Origin of the sequence: Larkinella sp. (genome assembly GCF_965227735.1) — a bacterium.
Taxonomy (GTDB): domain Bacteria; phylum Bacteroidota; class Bacteroidia; order Cytophagales; family Spirosomataceae; genus Larkinella.
Map to the genome: position 1 here is coordinate 6,497,905 of NZ_OZ245776.1, position 19,871 is coordinate 6,517,775.

Annotated in this window: 14 protein-coding genes; 4 read left to right on the forward strand and 10 right to left on the reverse strand. The window is 53.2% G+C overall.

Features of this window, described 5'->3' with window-relative positions; genetic code table 11:
* Positions 1 to 40 precede the first annotated feature (40 nt).
* From kynU to ACO064_RS25460, 9 genes are all read right to left on the reverse strand, one after another.
* Positions 41 to 1,288: a kynureninase gene (gene kynU / locus ACO064_RS25420; protein ID WP_421830000.1), complete on the reverse strand. Its 1,248-nt coding sequence runs from the start codon at positions 1,286 to 1,288 to the stop codon at positions 41 to 43.
* A 67-nt stretch (positions 1,289 to 1,355) separates the two neighbouring features.
* Positions 1,356 to 1,709, reverse strand: a complete 354-nt coding sequence (locus ACO064_RS25425; protein WP_138993821.1) for a heavy-metal-associated domain-containing protein — start codon at positions 1,707 to 1,709, stop codon at positions 1,356 to 1,358.
* 37 nt (positions 1,710 to 1,746) lie between these two features.
* Positions 1,747 to 3,225, reverse strand: a complete 1,479-nt coding sequence (locus tag ACO064_RS25430; protein WP_421830001.1) for a hypothetical protein — start codon at positions 3,223 to 3,225, stop codon at positions 1,747 to 1,749.
* Between the two features lie 28 nt (positions 3,226 to 3,253).
* The gene (locus ACO064_RS25435; protein ID WP_421830002.1) at positions 3,254 to 3,592 is read right to left on the reverse strand and encodes a four-helix bundle copper-binding protein; all 339 of its coding nucleotides are present in this window, start codon (positions 3,590 to 3,592) and stop codon (positions 3,254 to 3,256) included.
* A 120-nt stretch (positions 3,593 to 3,712) separates the two neighbouring features.
* Positions 3,713 to 4,291 carry a helix-turn-helix domain-containing protein gene (locus tag ACO064_RS25440; protein WP_421830003.1) on the reverse strand — a complete coding sequence of 193 codons (579 nt, stop codon included), beginning with the start codon at positions 4,289 to 4,291 and terminating at the stop codon, positions 3,713 to 3,715.
* A gap of 3 nt (positions 4,292 to 4,294) precedes the next feature.
* Positions 4,295 to 6,553: a TonB-dependent receptor gene (locus ACO064_RS25445; protein ID WP_421830004.1), complete on the reverse strand. Its 2,259-nt coding sequence runs from the start codon at positions 6,551 to 6,553 to the stop codon at positions 4,295 to 4,297.
* A gap of 79 nt (positions 6,554 to 6,632) precedes the next feature.
* Positions 6,633 to 7,100 carry a hypothetical protein gene (locus ACO064_RS25450; RefSeq protein ID WP_421830005.1) on the reverse strand — a complete coding sequence of 156 codons (468 nt, stop codon included), beginning with the start codon at positions 7,098 to 7,100 and terminating at the stop codon, positions 6,633 to 6,635.
* 166 nt (positions 7,101 to 7,266) lie between these two features.
* Positions 7,267 to 9,006 (reverse strand): RagB/SusD family nutrient uptake outer membrane protein, encoded by a 1,740-nt coding sequence (locus ACO064_RS25455; protein WP_421830006.1) that lies wholly within the window; start codon positions 9,004 to 9,006, stop codon positions 7,267 to 7,269.
* Positions 9,007 to 9,036: 30 nt separating this feature from the next.
* Positions 9,037 to 12,294 (reverse strand): SusC/RagA family TonB-linked outer membrane protein, encoded by a 3,258-nt coding sequence (locus ACO064_RS25460; RefSeq protein ID WP_421830007.1) that lies wholly within the window; start codon positions 12,292 to 12,294, stop codon positions 9,037 to 9,039.
* Between the two features lie 424 nt (positions 12,295 to 12,718).
* Between ACO064_RS25460 and ACO064_RS25465 the strand changes: the two genes are divergently transcribed.
* Positions 12,719 to 16,327, forward strand: a complete 3,609-nt coding sequence (locus tag ACO064_RS25465; protein WP_421830008.1) for an FG-GAP-like repeat-containing protein — start codon at positions 12,719 to 12,721, stop codon at positions 16,325 to 16,327.
* A gap of 94 nt (positions 16,328 to 16,421) precedes the next feature.
* Here the strand turns inward: ACO064_RS25465 and ACO064_RS25470 are convergent, their stop codons facing one another.
* Positions 16,422 to 16,904: a DUF4494 domain-containing protein gene (locus ACO064_RS25470; RefSeq protein WP_421830009.1), complete on the reverse strand. Its 483-nt coding sequence runs from the start codon at positions 16,902 to 16,904 to the stop codon at positions 16,422 to 16,424.
* A 272-nt stretch (positions 16,905 to 17,176) separates the two neighbouring features.
* On the opposite strand from ACO064_RS25470, the gene ACO064_RS25475 reads away from it, so the two are divergent.
* From ACO064_RS25475 to ACO064_RS25485, 3 genes are read left to right on the forward strand one after another with little or no spacing between them, the layout of a single operon-like run.
* Positions 17,177 to 17,944, forward strand: a complete 768-nt coding sequence (locus tag ACO064_RS25475) for a GIN domain-containing protein (protein ID WP_421830010.1) — start codon at positions 17,177 to 17,179, stop codon at positions 17,942 to 17,944.
* A 27-nt stretch (positions 17,945 to 17,971) separates the two neighbouring features.
* Positions 17,972 to 18,973, forward strand: coding sequence for a sensor histidine kinase (locus ACO064_RS25480; RefSeq protein WP_421830011.1), 1,002 nt, complete (start codon positions 17,972 to 17,974; stop codon positions 18,971 to 18,973).
* A 45-nt stretch (positions 18,974 to 19,018) separates the two neighbouring features.
* Positions 19,019 to 19,792 carry a LytR/AlgR family response regulator transcription factor gene (locus ACO064_RS25485; protein ID WP_421830012.1) on the forward strand — a complete coding sequence of 258 codons (774 nt, stop codon included), beginning with the start codon at positions 19,019 to 19,021 and terminating at the stop codon, positions 19,790 to 19,792.
* Positions 19,793 to 19,871 lie beyond the last annotated feature (79 nt).

The following is a 19,871-nucleotide window of genomic DNA, read 5'->3' on the forward strand; positions in this document are numbered from 1 at the left end:
GGTTGTGACGGGGAGGAATCAGCCACAAAATACAAAAACCTTAGGAGGACGCAAATGCCTGACCAACGCGCCAGACCTCTTCAAATGTGTTGTATAAGGGTGTGGGTGCCAGCCGAATGCAGTCCGGTTCGCGCCAATCGCCGATGATGCCCTGCTCGGTGAGTCGGTTGAAGACGGATTTTCCGTCGTGATCAATCAATAACGACAATTGGCAACCGCGTTCGGCCACGTTGGCGGGGGTAATGATTTGCAATCCCGCCGTTTCACTGAGCAGAAATTCCAGAAAACCGGTCAGCAATTCGCTTTTTCGGCGCAACGCTTCCAGGCCCGCTTCGGCCGTGATCTGCAAAGCCGCGTGGTGAACCGCCATCGCCAGAACCGTCGGGGTGCTGAGCTGCCAGCCGTCGGCCCCCGGCATCGGTACAAATCCTTTGGTCATCTCAAACCGCCGGGCTTCGTCGTATCCCCACCAGCCGGCCAGCCGGGGCAAGGCAGCCGCGTGGTGCTTTTCATGAACAAAAATACCGGAAACCCCGCCCGGTCCGGAATTGAGGTATTTATACGAACACCAGACCGCAAAATCAACGCCCCAGTCGTGCAGCCTGAGGGGAATGTTCCCAACCGCATGGGCCAGATCGAATCCGATGGGTACGCCAATTTGACGGGCTTTTTGCGCAATAGCCGCCATGTCGAACACCTGCCCGGTGTAATAATGCAACCCGCTCATCAGCACGAGTGCCAGCGAATCCCGGTGCTGTTCGACGGCATCCAGAATGTCCGCCGTTTGCCAGGTATGTTCATTGGTGCGGGGAAAGACTTCAACCAAAGTGTCTGCCGGATTCAGACCCCGCGTCCGAATGTGCGTTTCGAGTGCGTATTGATCCGAGGGGAAGTCCCCGCCGATGGTCAGAATTTTTGTGCGGTTTCCGGTGGGCTGGTAAAAAGACGTCAGCAGCAGGTGCAGGTTGACCGTCAGGTTGTTCATCGGGCACACTTCCGACGGATTGGCGCCAACGATTTGCGCGAGCGGTTCCTTGCAACGCTGATGGATCGTCAGCCAGGGATTTTCGCCTTCAAACCAGCCTTCGACGCCGTGCTGTTGCCAGATCGCTAACTCCTGATCCAGTGCCTGCCGGGCGGTTTTGGGTTGCAGGCCCAGCGAATTACCGCAGAAATAGATCAGCGGTTTTCCGTTGCGTTCGGGAATATAAAATCGGTCGCGACAGGAGTGGAGCGGGTCGGCCTGATCGAGTTGCCGGGCAAAGGCCAGGGAATTGTTAAAAAGCATAGCTTTTTTAGTTAAGAGTTATGACGGGGCCGCCCGGCGGTTGCGTGTGCTAGCCAACTCTTAACTCTTAATTGTGCTTCATGCCGCCTTTTTTGCAGCAGGAGGGCAATTTGGCGTAGCCTTTTTCATCCGCGGTCACCTCATCCGCGTCGTAACCCGATTTCGAGATGTTGGCTTTGATCTTGTTGATGTCGGTTTTCTTCGGATTGTATTTCACCGTAACGACTTTATCCTTCAGATCCAGGTTAGACTCCTTGATGCCTTTTTCAAAAGCCAGGTTGCGTTCAATGCGTTCCTTACACATTTCGCAAATGGCCGAGGTCTTGATTTTGACCTCTTTTTCCTTATCGTCAACAGCCTGGGCGGTGATGCCGATGGCCAGAAACAAAATGGTCAGGAGTCCTATCAGGTGCTTTTTCATGGTGAAGAGAATTTACGTTTTTTAAAAGTCAAACAAGTTAGTGGTGGTTCATGGATTTGCCCGGCATGGATTTGCCCGGCATCATCATGGGCATCAGCGATGGGGTAATTCGTAAATAAAGCTGCCCTGATAACGGATTTTTGCCATAAATCGGTTCCAGGTCCCGGTCCGGGAACGAACCCGTCAACTGGGCACCGACGACCAGATCGGTTTGGGCCAACTGCAACAGACGGTAATTCAGGCCGAGTGTTAAACTATTGATGTTCACCAGCTTCGTGGCATCGCTCGGGGCCGTGAAAAAATAATCCCTCAGCCCCAGTTCGTCAACGGACTTTGTGATGTTCTCATACCGACCGAACAAGGCGGTTTTGCCCAGTTGCAGGCTAGTTTCGGCCAGATACGCATTTTCGTTGACACCATCGTGCGAGTTCAACCCCCAAACCAGCGCCGACGAAACGTAGCGACCAGGCTGCCCCAACGGTTTGCTGTGCAAAAGTGATGCCGTTGTTCGGGTAACGTTATGATCGGCTTCCAGGGCTTCCGGACTCTTGATAAACCCCTGCGAAAACTGCAACGCCAGCGTCGGAGACGGGTTTATTGAAAGCCGGTAGGAATAACTGTCGAAACGCGGGCGGTCGAAGCCATACCGGTTTTCGTTCGGTTCGCGACCCGTAAAATTCGACACTTCCAATTTAGCAATTTTATACCGAAAACCGGCGGTGGCCACCCCAAAAGTAATGTGGGTAGCATCGGTCCAGTGGTGACCCAAAGGCGAATCCGGGTTGTTGAACGACGACAGCCGGTGCATAAACGCCGGTGGTCCCAGCGCCGGTTCGCCCGGATACCCGACGTAGCCAAACACATCCGCATGGGGCGACAGCGCGTAGGAATAACCGACCGAAAGTTCTGAAAACAGATCGTGCTGGTGCTGGCGGTCGATCAGCCGCTGGCCTTTGTAAGTCTCACCAGACTGAAACAGAAGTGGATAGCCATTTTTGCCCACCGTCAGCGGATCGAGCGAAATCATGGCCTTGAACGCCAGCAAGCCCCGTTGTCCGATCTGCCGCTGTGCCATTCCCATGATGTAATTGGGCGCATCGAACTGCGTTGCGCGGCCCCTTTTGCCCGGATTGTTGAAATTCTGGTTCGTATGTCGCAGAAAAACGCTGTAGTGCAGCATGGTCATCCACTGGTTTCCCGTTGACTGCGACGGATGAAACATATACATGTACATCGGCGTCTGGTCGGGATGCCAGGCTGTTCCGGAGGCATTCCGGTTCATGGGCAGGTTCCGCGAATACAGGTGCGACATCATGGCCATGCCCTGCTGCATCTGCATCATGTTGTGCATGGCATGGCCCATCGCAGCGTGATCCAGGCTGTCCTGCTTCATCATTTTTTTGGCCGGGGGCATTCTGGGTTTCCGGCTGGTGTCAACCGGAAACCCATCGGCCCAGGCGATTCCCGAAGTACAGATGAAAAGAACAGCGAGAAACCATTTTTGTATTGAAATCATAAGAATAAACTTGTCTGGTAAAGTGGGTTTACGCGCTCGCCGACATCCGCCGACAATCGTCGGCACAACGGCGGCAGGCTTCGGCGCAGGCCCGGCAATGGTCATGATCGTGTTTGCTGCATTCGCTGGCACAGGCGTCGCATACCTCGGCGCATAATACCATAAATTGATTCATGAATTCGGAATCGCGGGCGGTAAGACTCGCACACATTTTACAAATATCGGCGCAATCGCGGCAAAGCCGGATGCAGTCGCGCATCATTTGAACATGGTCTTCCCGCAAACAGGCAGTGGCGCAGTGTTCGCAGGCAGCAGCACAATCAAAACAAATCTGAACATGCCGTTCGTGTTGTTGCATCGTTTCCATAACGTAATTAGCTGGTTTAGTGATTGATTTAAATAAGCTTGATCTTACGTTACGGTGGGTAGTGCAAAGGTAGCGTCTCTTTCCGGCCCCGTATTTACAGAACTATTGCGCGTTTGTGCATCATTTTGGCGGCCCCACTTTGTCGATTTCGGTTCGGTAAGCCAGGCCGGTTTTTTTAAAATCACCCGGGGTCAGGCCCACCACCTGTTTAAACTGGTTCGACAGGTGCTGGGTGCTGCTGTAGCCCAGCCGCCAGGCAATCTCACTCAGGGTTAACTCGCCGTAGCGCAAATATTCCTTCACTTTTTCGATTTTCTGAGCGATGACGTACTTTTCGATGGTCATTCCTTCCATCGCCGAGAATAAATGACTGAGGTAAGAATACTCGTACCCGATTTTCCGGGTCAGGAAATCCGACAGGTTCTGGTGCTCCGGCCGTTCGCGCTGATCGTGGTGTACCTCGTTGACAATGAGTGCTTTGATTTGTTCGACCACCACGGATTTCCGGTCTTCCAGCAGCTCGAAATCATTGTCGGCCAGCACCTGCCGGATTTGCTCCATCGAAACGGCAGCCGGCAGTTCGCTGGTTTCTACCTCGCCCAGCTCCACCCGCAACACCTCGATGCCAAGTTCTTCCAGAATATCCCGAACGACGCGCTTGCATCGTCCGCAAACCATGTGTTTGATGTAGAGGATCATGGGTTAGATTTTAAGTTTATACCGAAAACCGCCGTAAATCATCCGCCCCGTGATAGGCCCCCACACCCGCGCGGCCGCATCGAAATCCCGGCCATAAGGGTCGCTGGCACCCACAATCGGATTGGCTTGCCGGAAATTGCCGAGGTTTTCGCCCCCCAGATAGACATCCCACGTTCGGAACGACTTGGTTACCTGCGCGTTAATGTTGTAAAAACCGGGAGCATTTTCGCGGGGCATGTTCTGGTAACTCGTGTGTTCGTAGCCTTCGCGCAGGTACGGAATCCGTTTCGGGCCGTTCCATTGCACCGTAAAATCGAACTTCCATTTGTCGAACGGCAGCGCGTACCCCGCATTGAACAGAACCCGGTCGCGGCTCACCATCATGCGCGGCAACAGGAGACTTTCCCCGAAGGCCATGCCCATCGTCTGGCGAACATCGAAAAGCCGGTAGGCCAGTTTGACCTCCATGCGCCGGATGGGCTGGTAGTTCAGTTCGGCCTGAAAACTGTTGGAAAACGAACGTGCTTTCAAACCGGGTGTCGACCGACTCGACAGGTAATAAAAATGGAGTTCGCGCGGGTGTTCCAGATCGGCGATCAACTGATTCTGAAAGTTTGTGCGGTAGTAATCCAGCACCAGCGACGCCTTTTTGCCGAACAGATTGAACTCCTGCGTCAGGCTGGTTCCGTAGTTCCAGGAGATTTCCGGCTGGAGTTTGGCATCGAAATACACGGTTCTGGAACTCACCAGATAGCCGTAATTTTCGGCCAGCGCATTGGGCGTCCGGAAACCCCGCCCCGCCGAGGCCCGCAGAATCAGGTTGTCGGTCAGGTCGTATTTGGCGTGAAAACGGGGCGTAAACTGCGTGCCGAACCGGTTGTGGAAATCCAGCCGCGCACCGGCCACCAGCGTGAGTTTATCCAGGTACTTGTAGGTGTATTCTCCAAAAACACCCGGAACGGATTCGGTGCGGGTCAGGAGCGTGTCGCGGTATTTTTCGCGGTAATCATCGAGCAGATAACTCACACCGGCCTTGAACGAATGGTTGGTGTTGTCGATAATCGATTGGTAAATCAGGTTGCCGTAGAGCGTTTTCTGCTGCCCATTGTAGGGAATAAAGCCGAAAAAGGAGTTCTGTTCGTGGTTGACGGCGTTCAGGATCAGCCCCAGCCCCCGGTACGGTTTTTCGGGATAAAGCCGGGCGGTTTTGGAAAACACCTCGACCCGTTTCGTGGTGTTCGTAAACTGGTAGGTCGGGCTGCCACTGCGGGTTGCCGCCACCTGTCCGCCGGTGCGGTCTTCATAGAGTGACTTGATTCCGAACTGGGTCATAAACCGCTCCGTTCCGTATTTGGCGCGAACAATCCCGTTGTATTGAGTATATAGTGGCAAATCCAGAAAATTATCGCCGTTCTGATCGATGCGGTTTTGCAGCGTGCTGGCGTGGCCCAGAAAACCGACACTCCATTTGTCCGACAGCGGTTTCGACAGGTTCAGGTTGCCTTCGACCCGCCCGAAACTGTTGACGTAGGCGTTGGCAAAAATCCGTTCCCGGGCATCCGGTTTCTGCAATTCGACGTTCATGGCCCCCGACATGCCCTCATAGCCGTTGACGACCGAACCGGCTCCTTTGCCAATGTCGATGGACGAAATCCAGGTGCCGGGTACATAATTCAGGCCGAAAGTAGACGCCAGCCCGCGGATCGTCGGAATGTTTTCAACGTTGGTTTGTACGTAATTCCCGCTAAGCCCCAGCATCTGAATCTGCTTGGCTCCGGTGACGGCATCGCTGTAGGACACATTGACCGACGCGTTGGTTTCAAACGATTCGGACAGGTTGCAGCAGGCGGCTTTGGCCAGCGTTCGCGTGGTCAGAATTTCGTTTTGGATGGGCGAAAACCGATCCGTTTGCGACGACGCCCCCTGAACCGTCACTTCCTGGAGGGTGTTCTGGCTGGTGAGAATGACGGTCAGGCTGGTTTGATCTGAAACCGTAATCGTGTCGGTTTTAAAACCCACATAGCTGAAAACGAGCCGGTTGAGTGAATCGGTTTTCGGGATGGTGAAAAAACCGCTGTCGGTAGAGGTGGTCGAAACCGAGGAGCCCGCCCAGTAAATGGTGACGCCGACCAGCGGCACGGTTCTGGTGTTGACGCGCTCCGAAACCGTACCGGTCAGGGTTTGCGCGGGAGCGTGAATAACGCTGAGGAGAGCCAGCCAAAGGGTAGCCAATCCTGTTTTATAGGTGGAATGTGGACGCATAAAGAGTCGTAATGTGGTTGAAGTAAAAAAGAACCGATGCTTTCTCAGCATGGACTTCATTGTAGCACAAGACGACTTCCTATAGCAAAAAACTCTGAACAAACGAGAGCAGACCGCGCCCGTACTGGAGAGGAGGAGAATCAAAAACCGCCAGCGTCGATGCCGTATCGGCTACGGCCAGACTGGTGAACAGCCAGGTCACGAGCGCCGTCACCCCGGCCAGTACCGTGTCGGCCATCGACTTGACGAACTTGGCGACGAGTTGCGTGATGGACGACGAAAAATCGACGTTCTCATACCGCTGCTCTTCCTGGCAGCAATCCGTTCGTTGAAGAATCGGAGTCTGGTACGACTGATCAGACGGAGAAACCGCTTTCTGGCGATGAACCGGGCAGCTTCTGTTCGCGCTGGCCGACTGGGTCATCGCTAACGACACTTTCTTCCCGCGCATCCGGCACGTGTGTTCAATCAGACCAAAACCGGTACTGCTGAGCAGTACGATGCAGGTCATCAGGAGGTTGAACAGTTGGAAGATCGTGCGTTTCATGACGGCTCAAAAGTAGAGGATGCCAACTATAAAAGCAAGTACATCATTTTGGGAATAGGGTGCAGGATTTTGTCATTTGGCTTCGACCCTACCAAACAGATGAGGTGGGACCGTTGGCCCCACCTCATCATAAAAGGAAATAAATGGTATTGGTTCCGGCCGGAAATTAATAACCGGGGTTTTGTTTCAATATGGCCGTTCCCTGCAAGTCGATTTGCGTTTGGGGCAGCGGCATGTATTCGTTTTTGTTGGGCGTAAACTTGGCACCACCCAAACCGTTGGTTAGTTTGGCACCTTCGTAGGTCAGATAAGCATTCAGCACCGTACCCGCAGTTCCCCAGCGCACCAGGTCAAAGAAGCGGTGACCTTCACCCGAAAGTTCCAGCTTGCGTTCGAACTGAACGGCGGTACGGGCGGCCGCTTTGTCGGTCCAGGGGGCCGTGTAGTTGCTAATGACATACTTGGCCGCCGGTGCCGTTCCTTTCATCACGTAACCCGCCGGGTTTGCCGCCCGGGTCCGGATCTGGTTGACCAGCGCGCGGGCGCGCTCCAGGCTTCCTACTTCAACTTCACATTCTGCCGCCATCAACAACACATCGGCATAGCGGATCAGGATCACGTTAATACCGGTCCAGCCTTTGGTCCAGTTCGAAACGTCAGCAATGCGGGCTTCCTGGGCCTTGGTGTAGATGTATTTTTTTGGAGCATAAGGACCGCCGAAAGCCTGGTCGCGAATCCAGTCCTGGCCCGGAAAATCCTGCCAGTCCAGATACGGGATGCCACGACGACCAATGGAGTGGTCGAGACGGGGGTCCACATTGCCCGCATCGGGCGTAAAGGCTGCCGACGAAGCAAGTCCCTGATCTGTTTTAAGCTGGTTTGTGCCGGTATTATACGAACCGTCCAGCAGAGGCAGTCCGGTAGCATCCGTACGGAACGAATTCCCTAACTCGAAGCTGGGCTGAAAGAAACCGCAGCAACCTACCGGACCCGCCGGGCCGGTGTTGTACGGCCAGTTCAGGTTCAGGTCACCCGAAGCGGCATCGGAGCTACCAGCGTTGGCTACGTTTTGGGTAGCGAAAACGATCTCGTCGTTTTTCTCATTGTCGGCGCTAAACACCAGGCCATACTGCGGATAGAGGCTGTATTTGTTGCCCGAAGACGTTTTGCCACTCGCGATCACCAGATCGAAGAGGGTTTTTGCTTCGGTATACTTCTTCTGGTACAAATAGGTTTTGGCCAGATAGGTGGCGGCAGCCCATTTGTTGGCGCGCCCGGCCGCGCTCTGTACTTCCGGCAATACATCATAAGCGGCTTTGAAGTCGGCTTCGATTTTTGGCCAGATGTCCGTGCTGTTCGCAATTTCGGTGATTCCGGCGGCATAATCGACACTTTCGTCGACGTATGGCACCATGTTGAACGTCCGTTTCAGCTCGAAATAATAGTGCGCCCGCAGAAACTTGGCTTCGGCACCGATGCGGGCCTGATCTGCCGCACTCACCGTTGCATCCGCCGTTTTCAATTGCCGCAGAACCGAGTTAGCCCGGCTAATGCCTTCGTACATCAGGTTCCAGCGGGCATTGAGTTCGCCACTGGCCGCCAGCATTTCAAAGCGCTGAAACGGCGTGATGGCGTTGAAGTCACCGGCGTTGGAGCCTTTGTTGGCTTCTCCACCCATGATACTTCCATACATCCAGTTGGTCGAGCTGGCGGTTTGGCTGAAACCCCGGCCATTCAGCTCGGTGTAGGCACTGATCAGCAAACCTTCCAGACCATTTTTTGTGCTCAACTGCGCACTGGTCAGTGTACCGGTTGGCTGCACCACTAAAAAGCTATCCTTACAGGCCAGCGTGCTAAACGTTAAAGCGAGCGCCAGCAGGGTTCCTTTTGTGACTATATCTTTCATTGTCTAAATTTCTTAATCGGTTGGTTCAAATTAGAAGGTAACGCTCAGGCCGGCATTGTAGCTTCGGGTCAGCGGATAGTTTCCGACGTCGATCCCGAAGTTCTGGTCAGCCGCTCCACCGACACCCGGGTCCAGACCCTCATACTTCGTGATGGTGAAGATGTTGTTGGCTGATGCGGAAATCCGTACGCGGCCTAATTTGAGTTTGCTCAACAGGGCCGAAGGCAGCGTATACCCGAGGGTGATGTTCTGCATCCGCAGGTACGAACCGTCTTCCACGTAGAAGGAGTTAGGCTGGGTGTTGGTGCTGAAGTTGGAAACATCTTCGAAAATTGGCTGGCTCGTGCCCGTATTCGTCGTTGACCACGAATTTTTTACCCGCTCGCTAACAGCCGCTCCGGGGAACGATGGATAGAAATCGGTATACCATTTCGACAGGTTGAAGATTTTGTTGCCCAGCGACGTGTACAAATACGTTGCGGCATCGAATCCTTTGTAGTTGATCTGGAAGTTGATCCCGCCCGTAAATTTCGGAACCGGGCTGCCAATGAACGTCCGGTCGGTGTTGTCGATCTTGCCATCCCCGTTGATGTCGGCGAAACGGAAACGACCTACACCGGCACCCGTTTGGGTAGGAGCGGCTCTAACTTCTTCCTGGTTCTGGAACAGGCCTACCACCTGGAAACCGTAGAAGGAAGCAATGGACTGACCAGGCTGGTTCCGGGTAGCGGGCAAGCCCAGGCGGTTGGAAGCCGGCGAAACGTCGAAGTACGGAACGCCCGGAGCCAGTTGTTGAATCCGGTTTTTGAGAACGCTACCCGTCAGGTTGATTTCATACGAAACATCGCTGCTCAGTTTTCCGCGGGTGCCGATCAACAGGTCGATCCCTTCGTTCCGCATCCCGGCGATGTTGACCGAAGGAGCCGTAGCCCGAACCCCGACAACGCCCGCAATCGGCACTTGATAGAGCAGGTCTTTGGTGTCTTTCCGCCAGATGTCGAAAACGATATCCAGTTTACCATTCAGGAACGTCGCGTCGATCCCCAGGTTGGTGGTCGTACTGGTTTCCCATTTGGCATTCGGGTTACCGATCCGGCTCCGGAAGAAACCGGGGTTCAGCGTGCTGTTGGTGGCGCCAATGTCGTAGGAGTTGGCCACGTTGGTGGCAAACAGGCTATACTGGTTGTTGGGGTCTACGTTGTTGGAGTTCCCCATCTGACCCCAGCCCCCCCGAATTTTCAGGTCGGTAATGAACGTCGCATCTTTCATGAAGTTTTCACCGGAAATCCGCCAGGCTGCCGAGAAGGCCGGGAAAACCCCGAACCGATTGGCCGCTCCAAACCGCGACGAACCGTCGCGACGGATCACCCCCGTCAGGATATACTTGTCGTTGTAGATATAGTTCAGCCGTCCGAATACGGAATAAAAATTGACCCCGTTCTGGATGTTGCTGTTCACTACCCGACCCACTGAAGAGGTCGTACTCAGCGTTACATAGTTGACATCGGTACTGAACGGGTTGGAACCGGTTCCGCTGATGTTCCGTCCGCGTCCGTCGTTCAGGGCTTCTATACCGGCCAGAACATCGACGCTGTGGAGACCAAATTTTTGTTTATACTGTGCGGTATTCGTAAACGTCCAGGCCAGGAAGTACCCACCGCCTTCGCTGATGGACAGGCCGCGACCGTTTCCTTCGGCGTTCCAGTAGGTATTCTGCGAAGTCGTTTTGTTGTAGAAATTGAAGAACTGACCACCGACGCTGCTGCGCAGGGTCAGGGCCGGAATCGGATCGTATTCCAGATACACATTTCCGAACAAACCAACACCAAAGTTATTGTTGTCCTTGGCACCATCGCGGCTCGCTACCGGGTTCGCCGGGTTGTTGAACCCTTTGGCCGAGGTACCGGCCCAGCCGCCAAACTCGTCGTAAATCGGGATGATGGGAGCCATCCGGAACGCGCTCAGAATTTCGCTTTCTTCCTGCGACAGGTTTTGTCCGGCATTGCCACCCACCTGACCGGAGGTGTTGGCGTAGGTCAACTGGATATTTTCACCAAACCGCAGGTTTTTGACGATGTCAAATTCGGTGTTGGCCCGCAGGTCATACCGCGCAAAGTTGTTGTGGTTCAGAATACCGTTCTGGTTTTGCTGGCCCAGGCTGAAGAAATACCGGCTGCTTTCGGTGCCGCCCGAAAAGCCCAGCGTCTGGCGCAGAATGGGCGCCGTCCGCGTAATGGCATCATACCAGTCCGTACCGGCTTTGTTGGCCCGAACAACCTGGTAAACGGCTCCGGCGTCGGTATTGATGTTGTATTTGGGGCGCTCAGCCGCCAGATCAACCGACCCGATCACCCCATACCGGGTTCCTACCATCAGATAATCCGGCAAAACCGGCGTCGATCCGGTGCCGTATTGACCGTTGGCAATCCCCGTAAAATCATCGGGAAGCCCCAGAGAAGCCTGGCGGTTGCGAACCGCATTCCAGGTCCAGTTGGCTTGCTCCTGCGGATTCAGAATGGCCTGCGATTTACCGGGATCGGTAAAACCGTACAGACCATCGTATGTAACGGTCAGTTTCTGCGCCCGGCGGTTTCCTTTTTTCGTCGTATAAACGATAACCCCGTTGGCGGCCCGTGCACCATAAATCGAAGCGGCTGCGGCATCTTTCAGAACCGTGGTGGTTTCAATGTCATCCGGGTTCAGGAAGTTGGTGGTCCCGATGGGCACCCCATCCACAACATACAGGGGCTGGTTCCCGCCAAAGGCCCCGAAGCCCCGCACCCGAACCGTGTTGTTGGCACCTGGCTGACCACTGGCAATGACCGTAACCCCGGCAACGCGACCCTGCAACTGGGTTTCGACGTTGGCCGAAGGCGTCACCTTTAAGTCGCGGGATTTTACGGTTGAAATAGCCCCGGCATTGTCGCGCTTGCTGTCGGTCGTATACCCGGTAACAACGACTTCCGTCAAGGCCGTAACGTCATCTTCCACCGAAACATCGACGGTCGAACGATTGCCAACCGCTACTTCCTGGGATTTGAAACCGATGGCCGAAATGACCAGCACCGGACTGGCACCCCGAATGTTCAGGGTGTAATTGCCCTCGGCATCCGAGGAGGTCCCGGTCGTGGTGCCTTTGAGAACGATGTTCGCGCCCGGAACCGGTCCGTCTTTCCCTGTTACTTTTCCGCTAACCCGGCGATCCTGGGCCATGACACTGCTGCTCACAAAAAGCAGAAATGCACCCAAAATCGCAGATTGGAGCAATCTGTAGAATTGTGCTTTCATGATAGGTTTTGTAATAATTGGTTTTATTTTCGTACTAAATTAAGAGTACTTTAAACATACTTCAAAATTTTATAAAAAATATTATAAATATTCCCGTTGCTACCTCTAATGATAAGTTGGTAATGTTTTGTTGTAGTCTATTGATTGTTAATAATTTAACCTTGAAATAATCCTCACGCTACTTGGGTGATTTTTTTTTGATACGATTTGATTACTAGCCCGATAGCGGTTTTCTATGGGTGATTTTTACGTACTTTGTCCGGTAATGGGAACGTTTTCATCAGCGTAAATCCAGCCGGAAATAAAGGTTGAGCCAGGATAATGGATTTGGTAAGGATTTGTAACTTTTTTGTACTTTAGTAATTTGGTTTATTATTCTTTAGTCATGTTCCGACAATCATTTCGTTGTTTAGTACTACTTTTTTTGGGTGGGTCGATCAGCTCCTGTCAGTTTTCCAATCAATCGCTCTTCAGTTTGCTGCCCGCTGACGAAACCGGCATAACGTTTTCGAACCAGATGACCGAAAGTGACACCCTGAGTATTCTGAATGTCGATTATTTTTATAACGGTGGGGGAGCCGCCATCGGCGATTTCAACAACGATGGGTTACAGGACGTCTTCTTTACCGGAAATCTGGTCTCCAATAAACTTTATCTGAATCAGGGAAACTTCAAATTTACGGATGTCACCGGGTCGGCCGGGGTCGGTGGAAACGGTAAGTGGTGCTCAGGCGTCGCGCTGGTCGATATCAACAACGACGGCTGGATGGATATTTACGTGACCGCAACCATCCGAAAATCCCCCCGCGACCGGGAGAACCTGCTGTATGTGAATCAGGGAATCGGTGGGAAAGATGGCATACCGGTTTTTAAGGAAATGGCCCGGGAATACGGAATCAATGACGACAGCTATACGACTAATGCGGCCTTTTTCGATTATGACAACGATGGCGACCTGGATCTGTTTGTGCTGACCAACATGGCAGAACGGTTTCCGAATGCCTATCACCAGAAGCTGGTGGATGGCTCGTCGCCCACAACCGACCGGCTCTATCGCAACGATTTCGACGCCAAACTGGGGCATCCGGTTTTTACGGACGTCTCCAAAGAAGCTGGTATTCAACTGGAAGGCTACGGGTTGGGGCTGAACATCTGCGACATCAACCGCGACGGCTGGAAAGATATTTACATCACCAACGACTTTCTGTCGGAAGACCATTTCTTTATCAACAACCAGCAGGGCGGTTTTGGCAAACCGGCGTTTACGGATCAGGCCGGGCGGTTTTTCAAACACACCAGCCAGACGGCGATGGGCAACGATGTGACCGACCTGAACAACGACGGGCTGATGGATATAGTCGCGCTGGACATGCTGCCGAATGACAACTTTCGGAAGAAGATGTTCATTCCGCCGAACAACTACCAGACTTATCTGAACAACGAGGAATTCAAGTTCTCCTACCAGTATATGCGGAACACCCTGCAACTCAACCAGGGATTTCGACCCGGCACGCGGGAGCCGGTTTTCAGTGAAATCAGCCTGCTGTCTGGCATTGCCGCCACCGACTGGAGCTGGACACCGCTGGTAGTCGACTTCGATCACGACGGCTACCGCGACATCGTGGTGACCAACGGCTTTCCCAAGGACGTGACCGACCGGGATTTCATGCAGTATTATGCCGATAATTCCTCGGTGGCTACCCGCGATTTCATGCTGGGACAGATTCCGGTGATCAAAATCAATAACTATGCCTTCAAAAACAACGGGGCCGACCTGACTTTTGCGGACGTCTCGGGCAACTGGGGACTGAACACGCCGGCTTTTTCGGGCGGAGCCGCTTACGGCGATCTGGACAATGACGGCGATCTGGACATGGTGATCAACAACATCGACGATCCGGCTTTTGTCTACCGCAACAACCTGGTGGAGCAAAAACCGGAGCAGGCTAATTACCTCCGGGTCAAGTTCAAAGGCAGTGAGCAAAACCGCATGGGTCTGGGTGCTTTTGTGGAGTTGCGCTACGGAAAAGGCCAGCAACAGATTTACGAGCATACGATTTACCGGGGTTATCTGTCGACAGTGGAAAACGCGGCCCATTTCGGACTGGGAGCCGCCAAAACCATCGACGAGGTGCGCATCACCTGGCCTGCACAAAACGGAAATCCTGGAAAAACCCAGACGCTGCGGAATGTAAACGCCAATCAGGTGCTGACGGTGGATGTGAAAAATGCGACGGAAACCGCCATACTGCCACCTACGGCTCCCGCCGGAAGGCTGTTTCGGGATGTTACCGATTCGCTGAAAATCCAGTTTGTGCATCAGGAACCGGAATACATCGACTATAATCAGCAAAAATTGTTACCGCATAAACTGTCCCAATACGGCCCGGCCCTTTCGGTGGGGGATGTCAACGGCGATGGGCTGGACGACCTGTTCATCGGTGGTTCGCGGACCCAGAAAGGATCGTTTCTGCTGCAAACCGCTGCCGGAAAACTGGTTCCGCAGGATTTGTTGCCCGGAACGCCGGGGACCGGAAAACCGGAAGAGGACATGGGAACGCTGCTTTTCGATGCCGACGGTGATGGCGATCTGGACCTGTATGTGGCCAGCGGAGGCTTTGAGGAGGATGCCAACACGGCTTCGTATCAGGACCGGTTTTATGTGAACGATGGAAAAGGACGTTTTACGCTGACACCGCAGGCATTGCCGCAAAACCGGATCAGCAAATCGTGCGTCAAAGCGGCTGATTTTGACCGCGATGGCGATCTGGATTTGTTCGTTGGGGGCCGTGTTGTACCCAATCAATACCCCCGACCGGTTTCCAGTTTCATTCTTCGAAACGACTCCAAACCCGGTTTGCCAAAGTTTACGGACGTGACAAAAAACGTGGCCCCGGAACTACAGAACATCGGTCTGGTGTGCGATGCCTTATGGACCGACACCGACAACGACGGCTGGCCCGACCTGCTGCTGGCGGGCGAGTGGATGCCGCTGACTTTCCTGAAAAACGCGCAGGGAAAAAAACTGAGCGCCACGTCAGGCACGCAACCGCTCAACCACGCCATCGCTCAATGGAAAGGCTGGTGGAATTCCCTCGTGGCGGCTGATTTCGACCGGGACGGCGACATGGACTACATCGCCGGCAATTTGGGATTGAACACGCTGGCGCAGGCCAGCCCGGAAGAACCGTGGCGGGTATATGCCAAGGATTTTGACAACAACGGTTTTTACGACGCCATTCCGACGGTATTCTTTACCGATGAAAACGGCGAACGCCGGGAGTTTCCGTTCAACAGCCGGGAGGATTTAATCAAGCAAATTATTTCGATGCGGGCGCGGTTTCCGCTGCACAAGGATTTTGCCGTGGCCTCCATCGACAAAGTCTTCAAGGAGGAAGAACTGAAAGACGCGATTGTGCTGGAAGCCAACTACATGAAGTCGGCCTACGTGGAGAACAAAGGCGACGGAACGTTCGAATTACACCCATTACCGATTCAGGCGCAAACGGCCCCGCTGTTCGGGATGATCGCCGATGACTTCGATCAGGACGGTTTTCCGGACGTGTTGCTGGTGGGCAATGATTTCAGCAACGAATTGCTCGTCGGGCGTCTCGATGCGTTGAATGGTCTGCTGCTGAAAGGCGACGGAAAAGGCGGTTTTACGGCCCTGAACCCCGGAACCAGCGGTTTTTACGTTCCCGGAAATGCCAAAGGGCTGGTTCGTTTATCGGGTGCCGGTCGCAACGGCGAAGCGGAAAAATCGCTGATCGTAGCAACGCAAAACCGGGGTCCGCTGAAAGTTTTCCACGCCGAACAACCCACGCATACCGTTCGGCTGAGACCCATGGACGTGAGTGCTAACCTGGTGTATGCCGACGGAAAAAAACAGAAAGTAGAGTTTTATTACGGCCAGTCTTTCCTGTCCCAGTCGGCGCGGGAACTGACCATCGGCAAGGCTATAAAATCCCTGGAAATCATCGATTCCAAAGGTAGCAAACGACTGGTGCCGTTGCAGACACTGGCAGGGAAGTAAGTTTACGGTTTACGGTTTTCAGTTTACGGTGGCTGACGCGTGCTTATCAATGCGTCAGCCACCGTAAACCGTAAACTGAAAACCGTAAACCAATTTAATCCTCTTGTCCCACCACTTCGCTCAGCGGACGCAGGTTGGAGGGGATGCGTTCTTCTTCAATGTAGGGATAAATGTCCAGAATCTTGGTGGTGTTGACGTCGGTGGTCTCGAACGGAATGAGCATCGAATGCAGGCTGATCTCAATTCGTTCGTAGGCCTGTTTGACGTTTTCAGCGTTGACAAGCATCTGATTCACAATGCGTTTCTCCCGGCCTTTGTCGTCTTCCGTAATGTACACCACCTTGCATTTGTACCAGGTTTCACCGCTTTCCTCAAAGTGAAACAAGTCGGCCAGGCGCATGCGTGTGATGGCGGTGACCGAAAAGTCGGGCGTGTTGGCGGCTGCTTCCTTATACAGCCGGGCTTCGGCATCGGTATACGAAACGGCGTCGATGAGGTACGCTTCGTTAATGGTTTTGGTTTTCCCGGTCGGGTCCTGGAGTTGATAGCGAATTTTTCCCTGATACCAGCTTGGCATAACTCGTTGAATTATAGTTTTTAAGAGGTTATTACACAGGGTTGATCAGAGGAAATCAGGGCTAATCAGAGTTTTTTATAAAAGAATTTCTCTGATTAGCCCTGATTTCCTCTGATCAACCCTGTGTAATAACTCATGTTCAAAAGTACAGAAAAAGGCTATCTTTCGGTAGGTTCGACGGCTCATCCAGATTTTTGGTTGGTTCGTCGGCGGGCGGTTGTGGGGCCACACCGGCCCGTCCATCTTTGTCTTAAAAAAAAGCGTCATTGGAAATGAGTGACTTACCTACCTTTCTGTTGCTGGCGGATGCGCTGCCCGTGGAGCCCGTAAAAAATTATTTACAGCTCACTTTATTATCGGTGGGTCTGCTCGCGCTGGTAACGACGATCTGGTGGCAAACCGATAAAGAATCCTACGAGGAAGTGACCGAGGATTTGCCCATCACGGCCTTCGAAAAACTGGAAATCTGGGGCATGATGAACGTGCTGGTCACCGACGGACCCACGTACTCGCTGACGGCCCGCGGATCGCGCCGGGCCATTGCCAACGTAAAAGTCCGGCTGCGCGGGAAATGGCTTAAAATCGGCTCCAGTTTTTTCTTCTGGCACCGCCAGTACGATCTGCTGCTGACCATCACGACGCCTACCCTGAACAAACTGGACGTGTCGGGAGCTTGTACAGTTCAACTGACGGGCTTCAAGGAATTACACGGGCTGGACATCGACATCACCGGGGCATCGAACGTGTCGCTGGAAGGGGAGGTGCAAACGTTGAACATCGACATCACCGGCGCATCCCGCCTGACGCTGGTGGGCCGGGGCCATAATTTGACGGCCGACATCACCGGCGCATCGGCACTTCATGCCTTGAAGTACCCGGTCGAAGACGCCACGGTGGAGGTTACGGGGGCTTGTACGGCCCAGATTTTCGCCACGCGGGTGTTGAAAGCCGAAGCGACCGGCGCCAGCAAAGTGGAATACCAGGGCGAACCCAGTGTGGATTTTGAAAGCGCCGGGGCCAGTTACATCAAAAAAGTATAAATCTGTCGGGTAAGTTGAAGTATCACCATGAGAAACAAAATCAGGCTTTGCATCTTATTGAGTTTACTGGTCCTGCTGATTTATACGCTGCTGGTCACGGAAGAAGCGATTCCGATTGAAATCAAACTTACCATCATCACTATCATTATCGGCAGCGGTTTGTTCATTTACATGGCTTTATCGTGGTTTATTCCGTACCTGCTCAATCGTTCCGCCGAGCAGTTGTCGCCCCAGAAACTGGTTTCGCTGACCGTCACCTCAAGCGGTATTCTGGCCGCTCTGACGGGTTTCATGGCGACCTGGGGCATCAGTTTTTTCTGGCGTATCGACTTCAGGCTGGTGGATTACTGCTCGATCTGTGGCCTGTTTGCCATCATCACGGCGGGAATCACGGCGGTGTATTCGCTAAAGTCGTTCGTTCAACGCTGGAAAGCCCTTTTGCTGATGGAAGAAGGCTTGAAACAGGCGGTTTTGAAAGCGGAGTTCGAATCCCTGAAAAACCAGGTGAACCCGCATTTTCTGTTCAATTCGCTCAACATTCTGAGTGCGCTGATTCCTGAAGATACCGGCAAATCGGTGCAGTTTGTCGAGCGGCTTTCGAAGGTGTTCCGCTACAGTTTGCAGCATTCCGAGCAGAACACCATCGAACTGGCCACCGAACTCAAAATTGCCGAATCCTATCTGTTTATCAACCAGATGCGGTTTGGCGAGAGTTTTCGCTATTCGGTGGATTTGTCGGAAGCCGACCGGAGCAGGCAGATCGTTACACAGGGGCTGTTGACGTTGTTGGAAAACGTGGTAAAACACAACGAGTGTTCGCTGGAAAAACCGCTATGCATCCGGATTTTTACCGAGAAAGATTGCCTCGTTGTTGCCAACGTCTTTCAACTAAAAAGCCGTCTGCGAACCGATTCAACCGGTATTGGCCTAAAAAATCTGCAAAACCGCTACGCCCAGCTAGCCGCCGATCGGCCGGTGGTGATTCAGCAAACCGAGCAGGAGTTTATTGTTAAATTACCATTGTTATAATGGAGTACCCGAATTAAATCGCAAGGTTGGAAATTGCTTACCGGAATGAAAATACTAATTGTGGAAGACGAGCCGCTGGCCGTCAAACGAATGGAAGGGTTGATTCGGGAAGTAGCCCCCGATGCCGAAATCGTGGGAAAGATCGACACCGTACGGGCGTTCGTTCGCTGGTGGCAGACCAATCATGCGCCGGATTTGCTGCTGATGGATATTCAACTGGCCGACGGGCTGAGTTTCGAGATTTTTCAGCAGGTGGAGGTGAAAACGCCGGTTATTTTTACAACTGCCTACGACGAGTATGCGTTGCGGGCCTTCAAAGTCAACAGCGTCGATTATTTGCTGAAACCCATTGAACAGGAAGAACTGGCCAAAGCCATCCAGAAATTCCGGCACCAGCGGCAATCGGCCGACAGCCAGCCGGGGGCGTCGGAAAACCTCGCGAAAATGCTGGAAGAGTTTGGCATCAAGCCGGTTACCTACAAAAGCCGGTTTCTGATCAAACAGGGCGGACGCTTCGACGTGGTCGAAACCGCCGATATTCTGTACCTCTACGCCGACGACAAAGTCGTGTTTCTGATCACGAATCAAAACCGCAAATACATCGTCGACGAAACGCTTGACGAACTGGAGGCCAAGCTGGACCCCCGGCATTTCTTCCGGATCAACCGCAAGTACATCACGCATCTGTCGGCCATCGAGCGCATCGAACCGTATTTCAACGGTCGGCTGCGGATCTGGCTGAAACACCGGCCCTCGGAAGAAGAAGTCTCGGTAAGCCGGGAACGGGCAGACTCGTTTAAGGGATGGTTGAATACGTGAGAAAGGTAATTATAAATGAAAAATGATGAATGTAAAATATAAAAGTTGAGAGACCAGCCACTTTTACATTTTACATTCA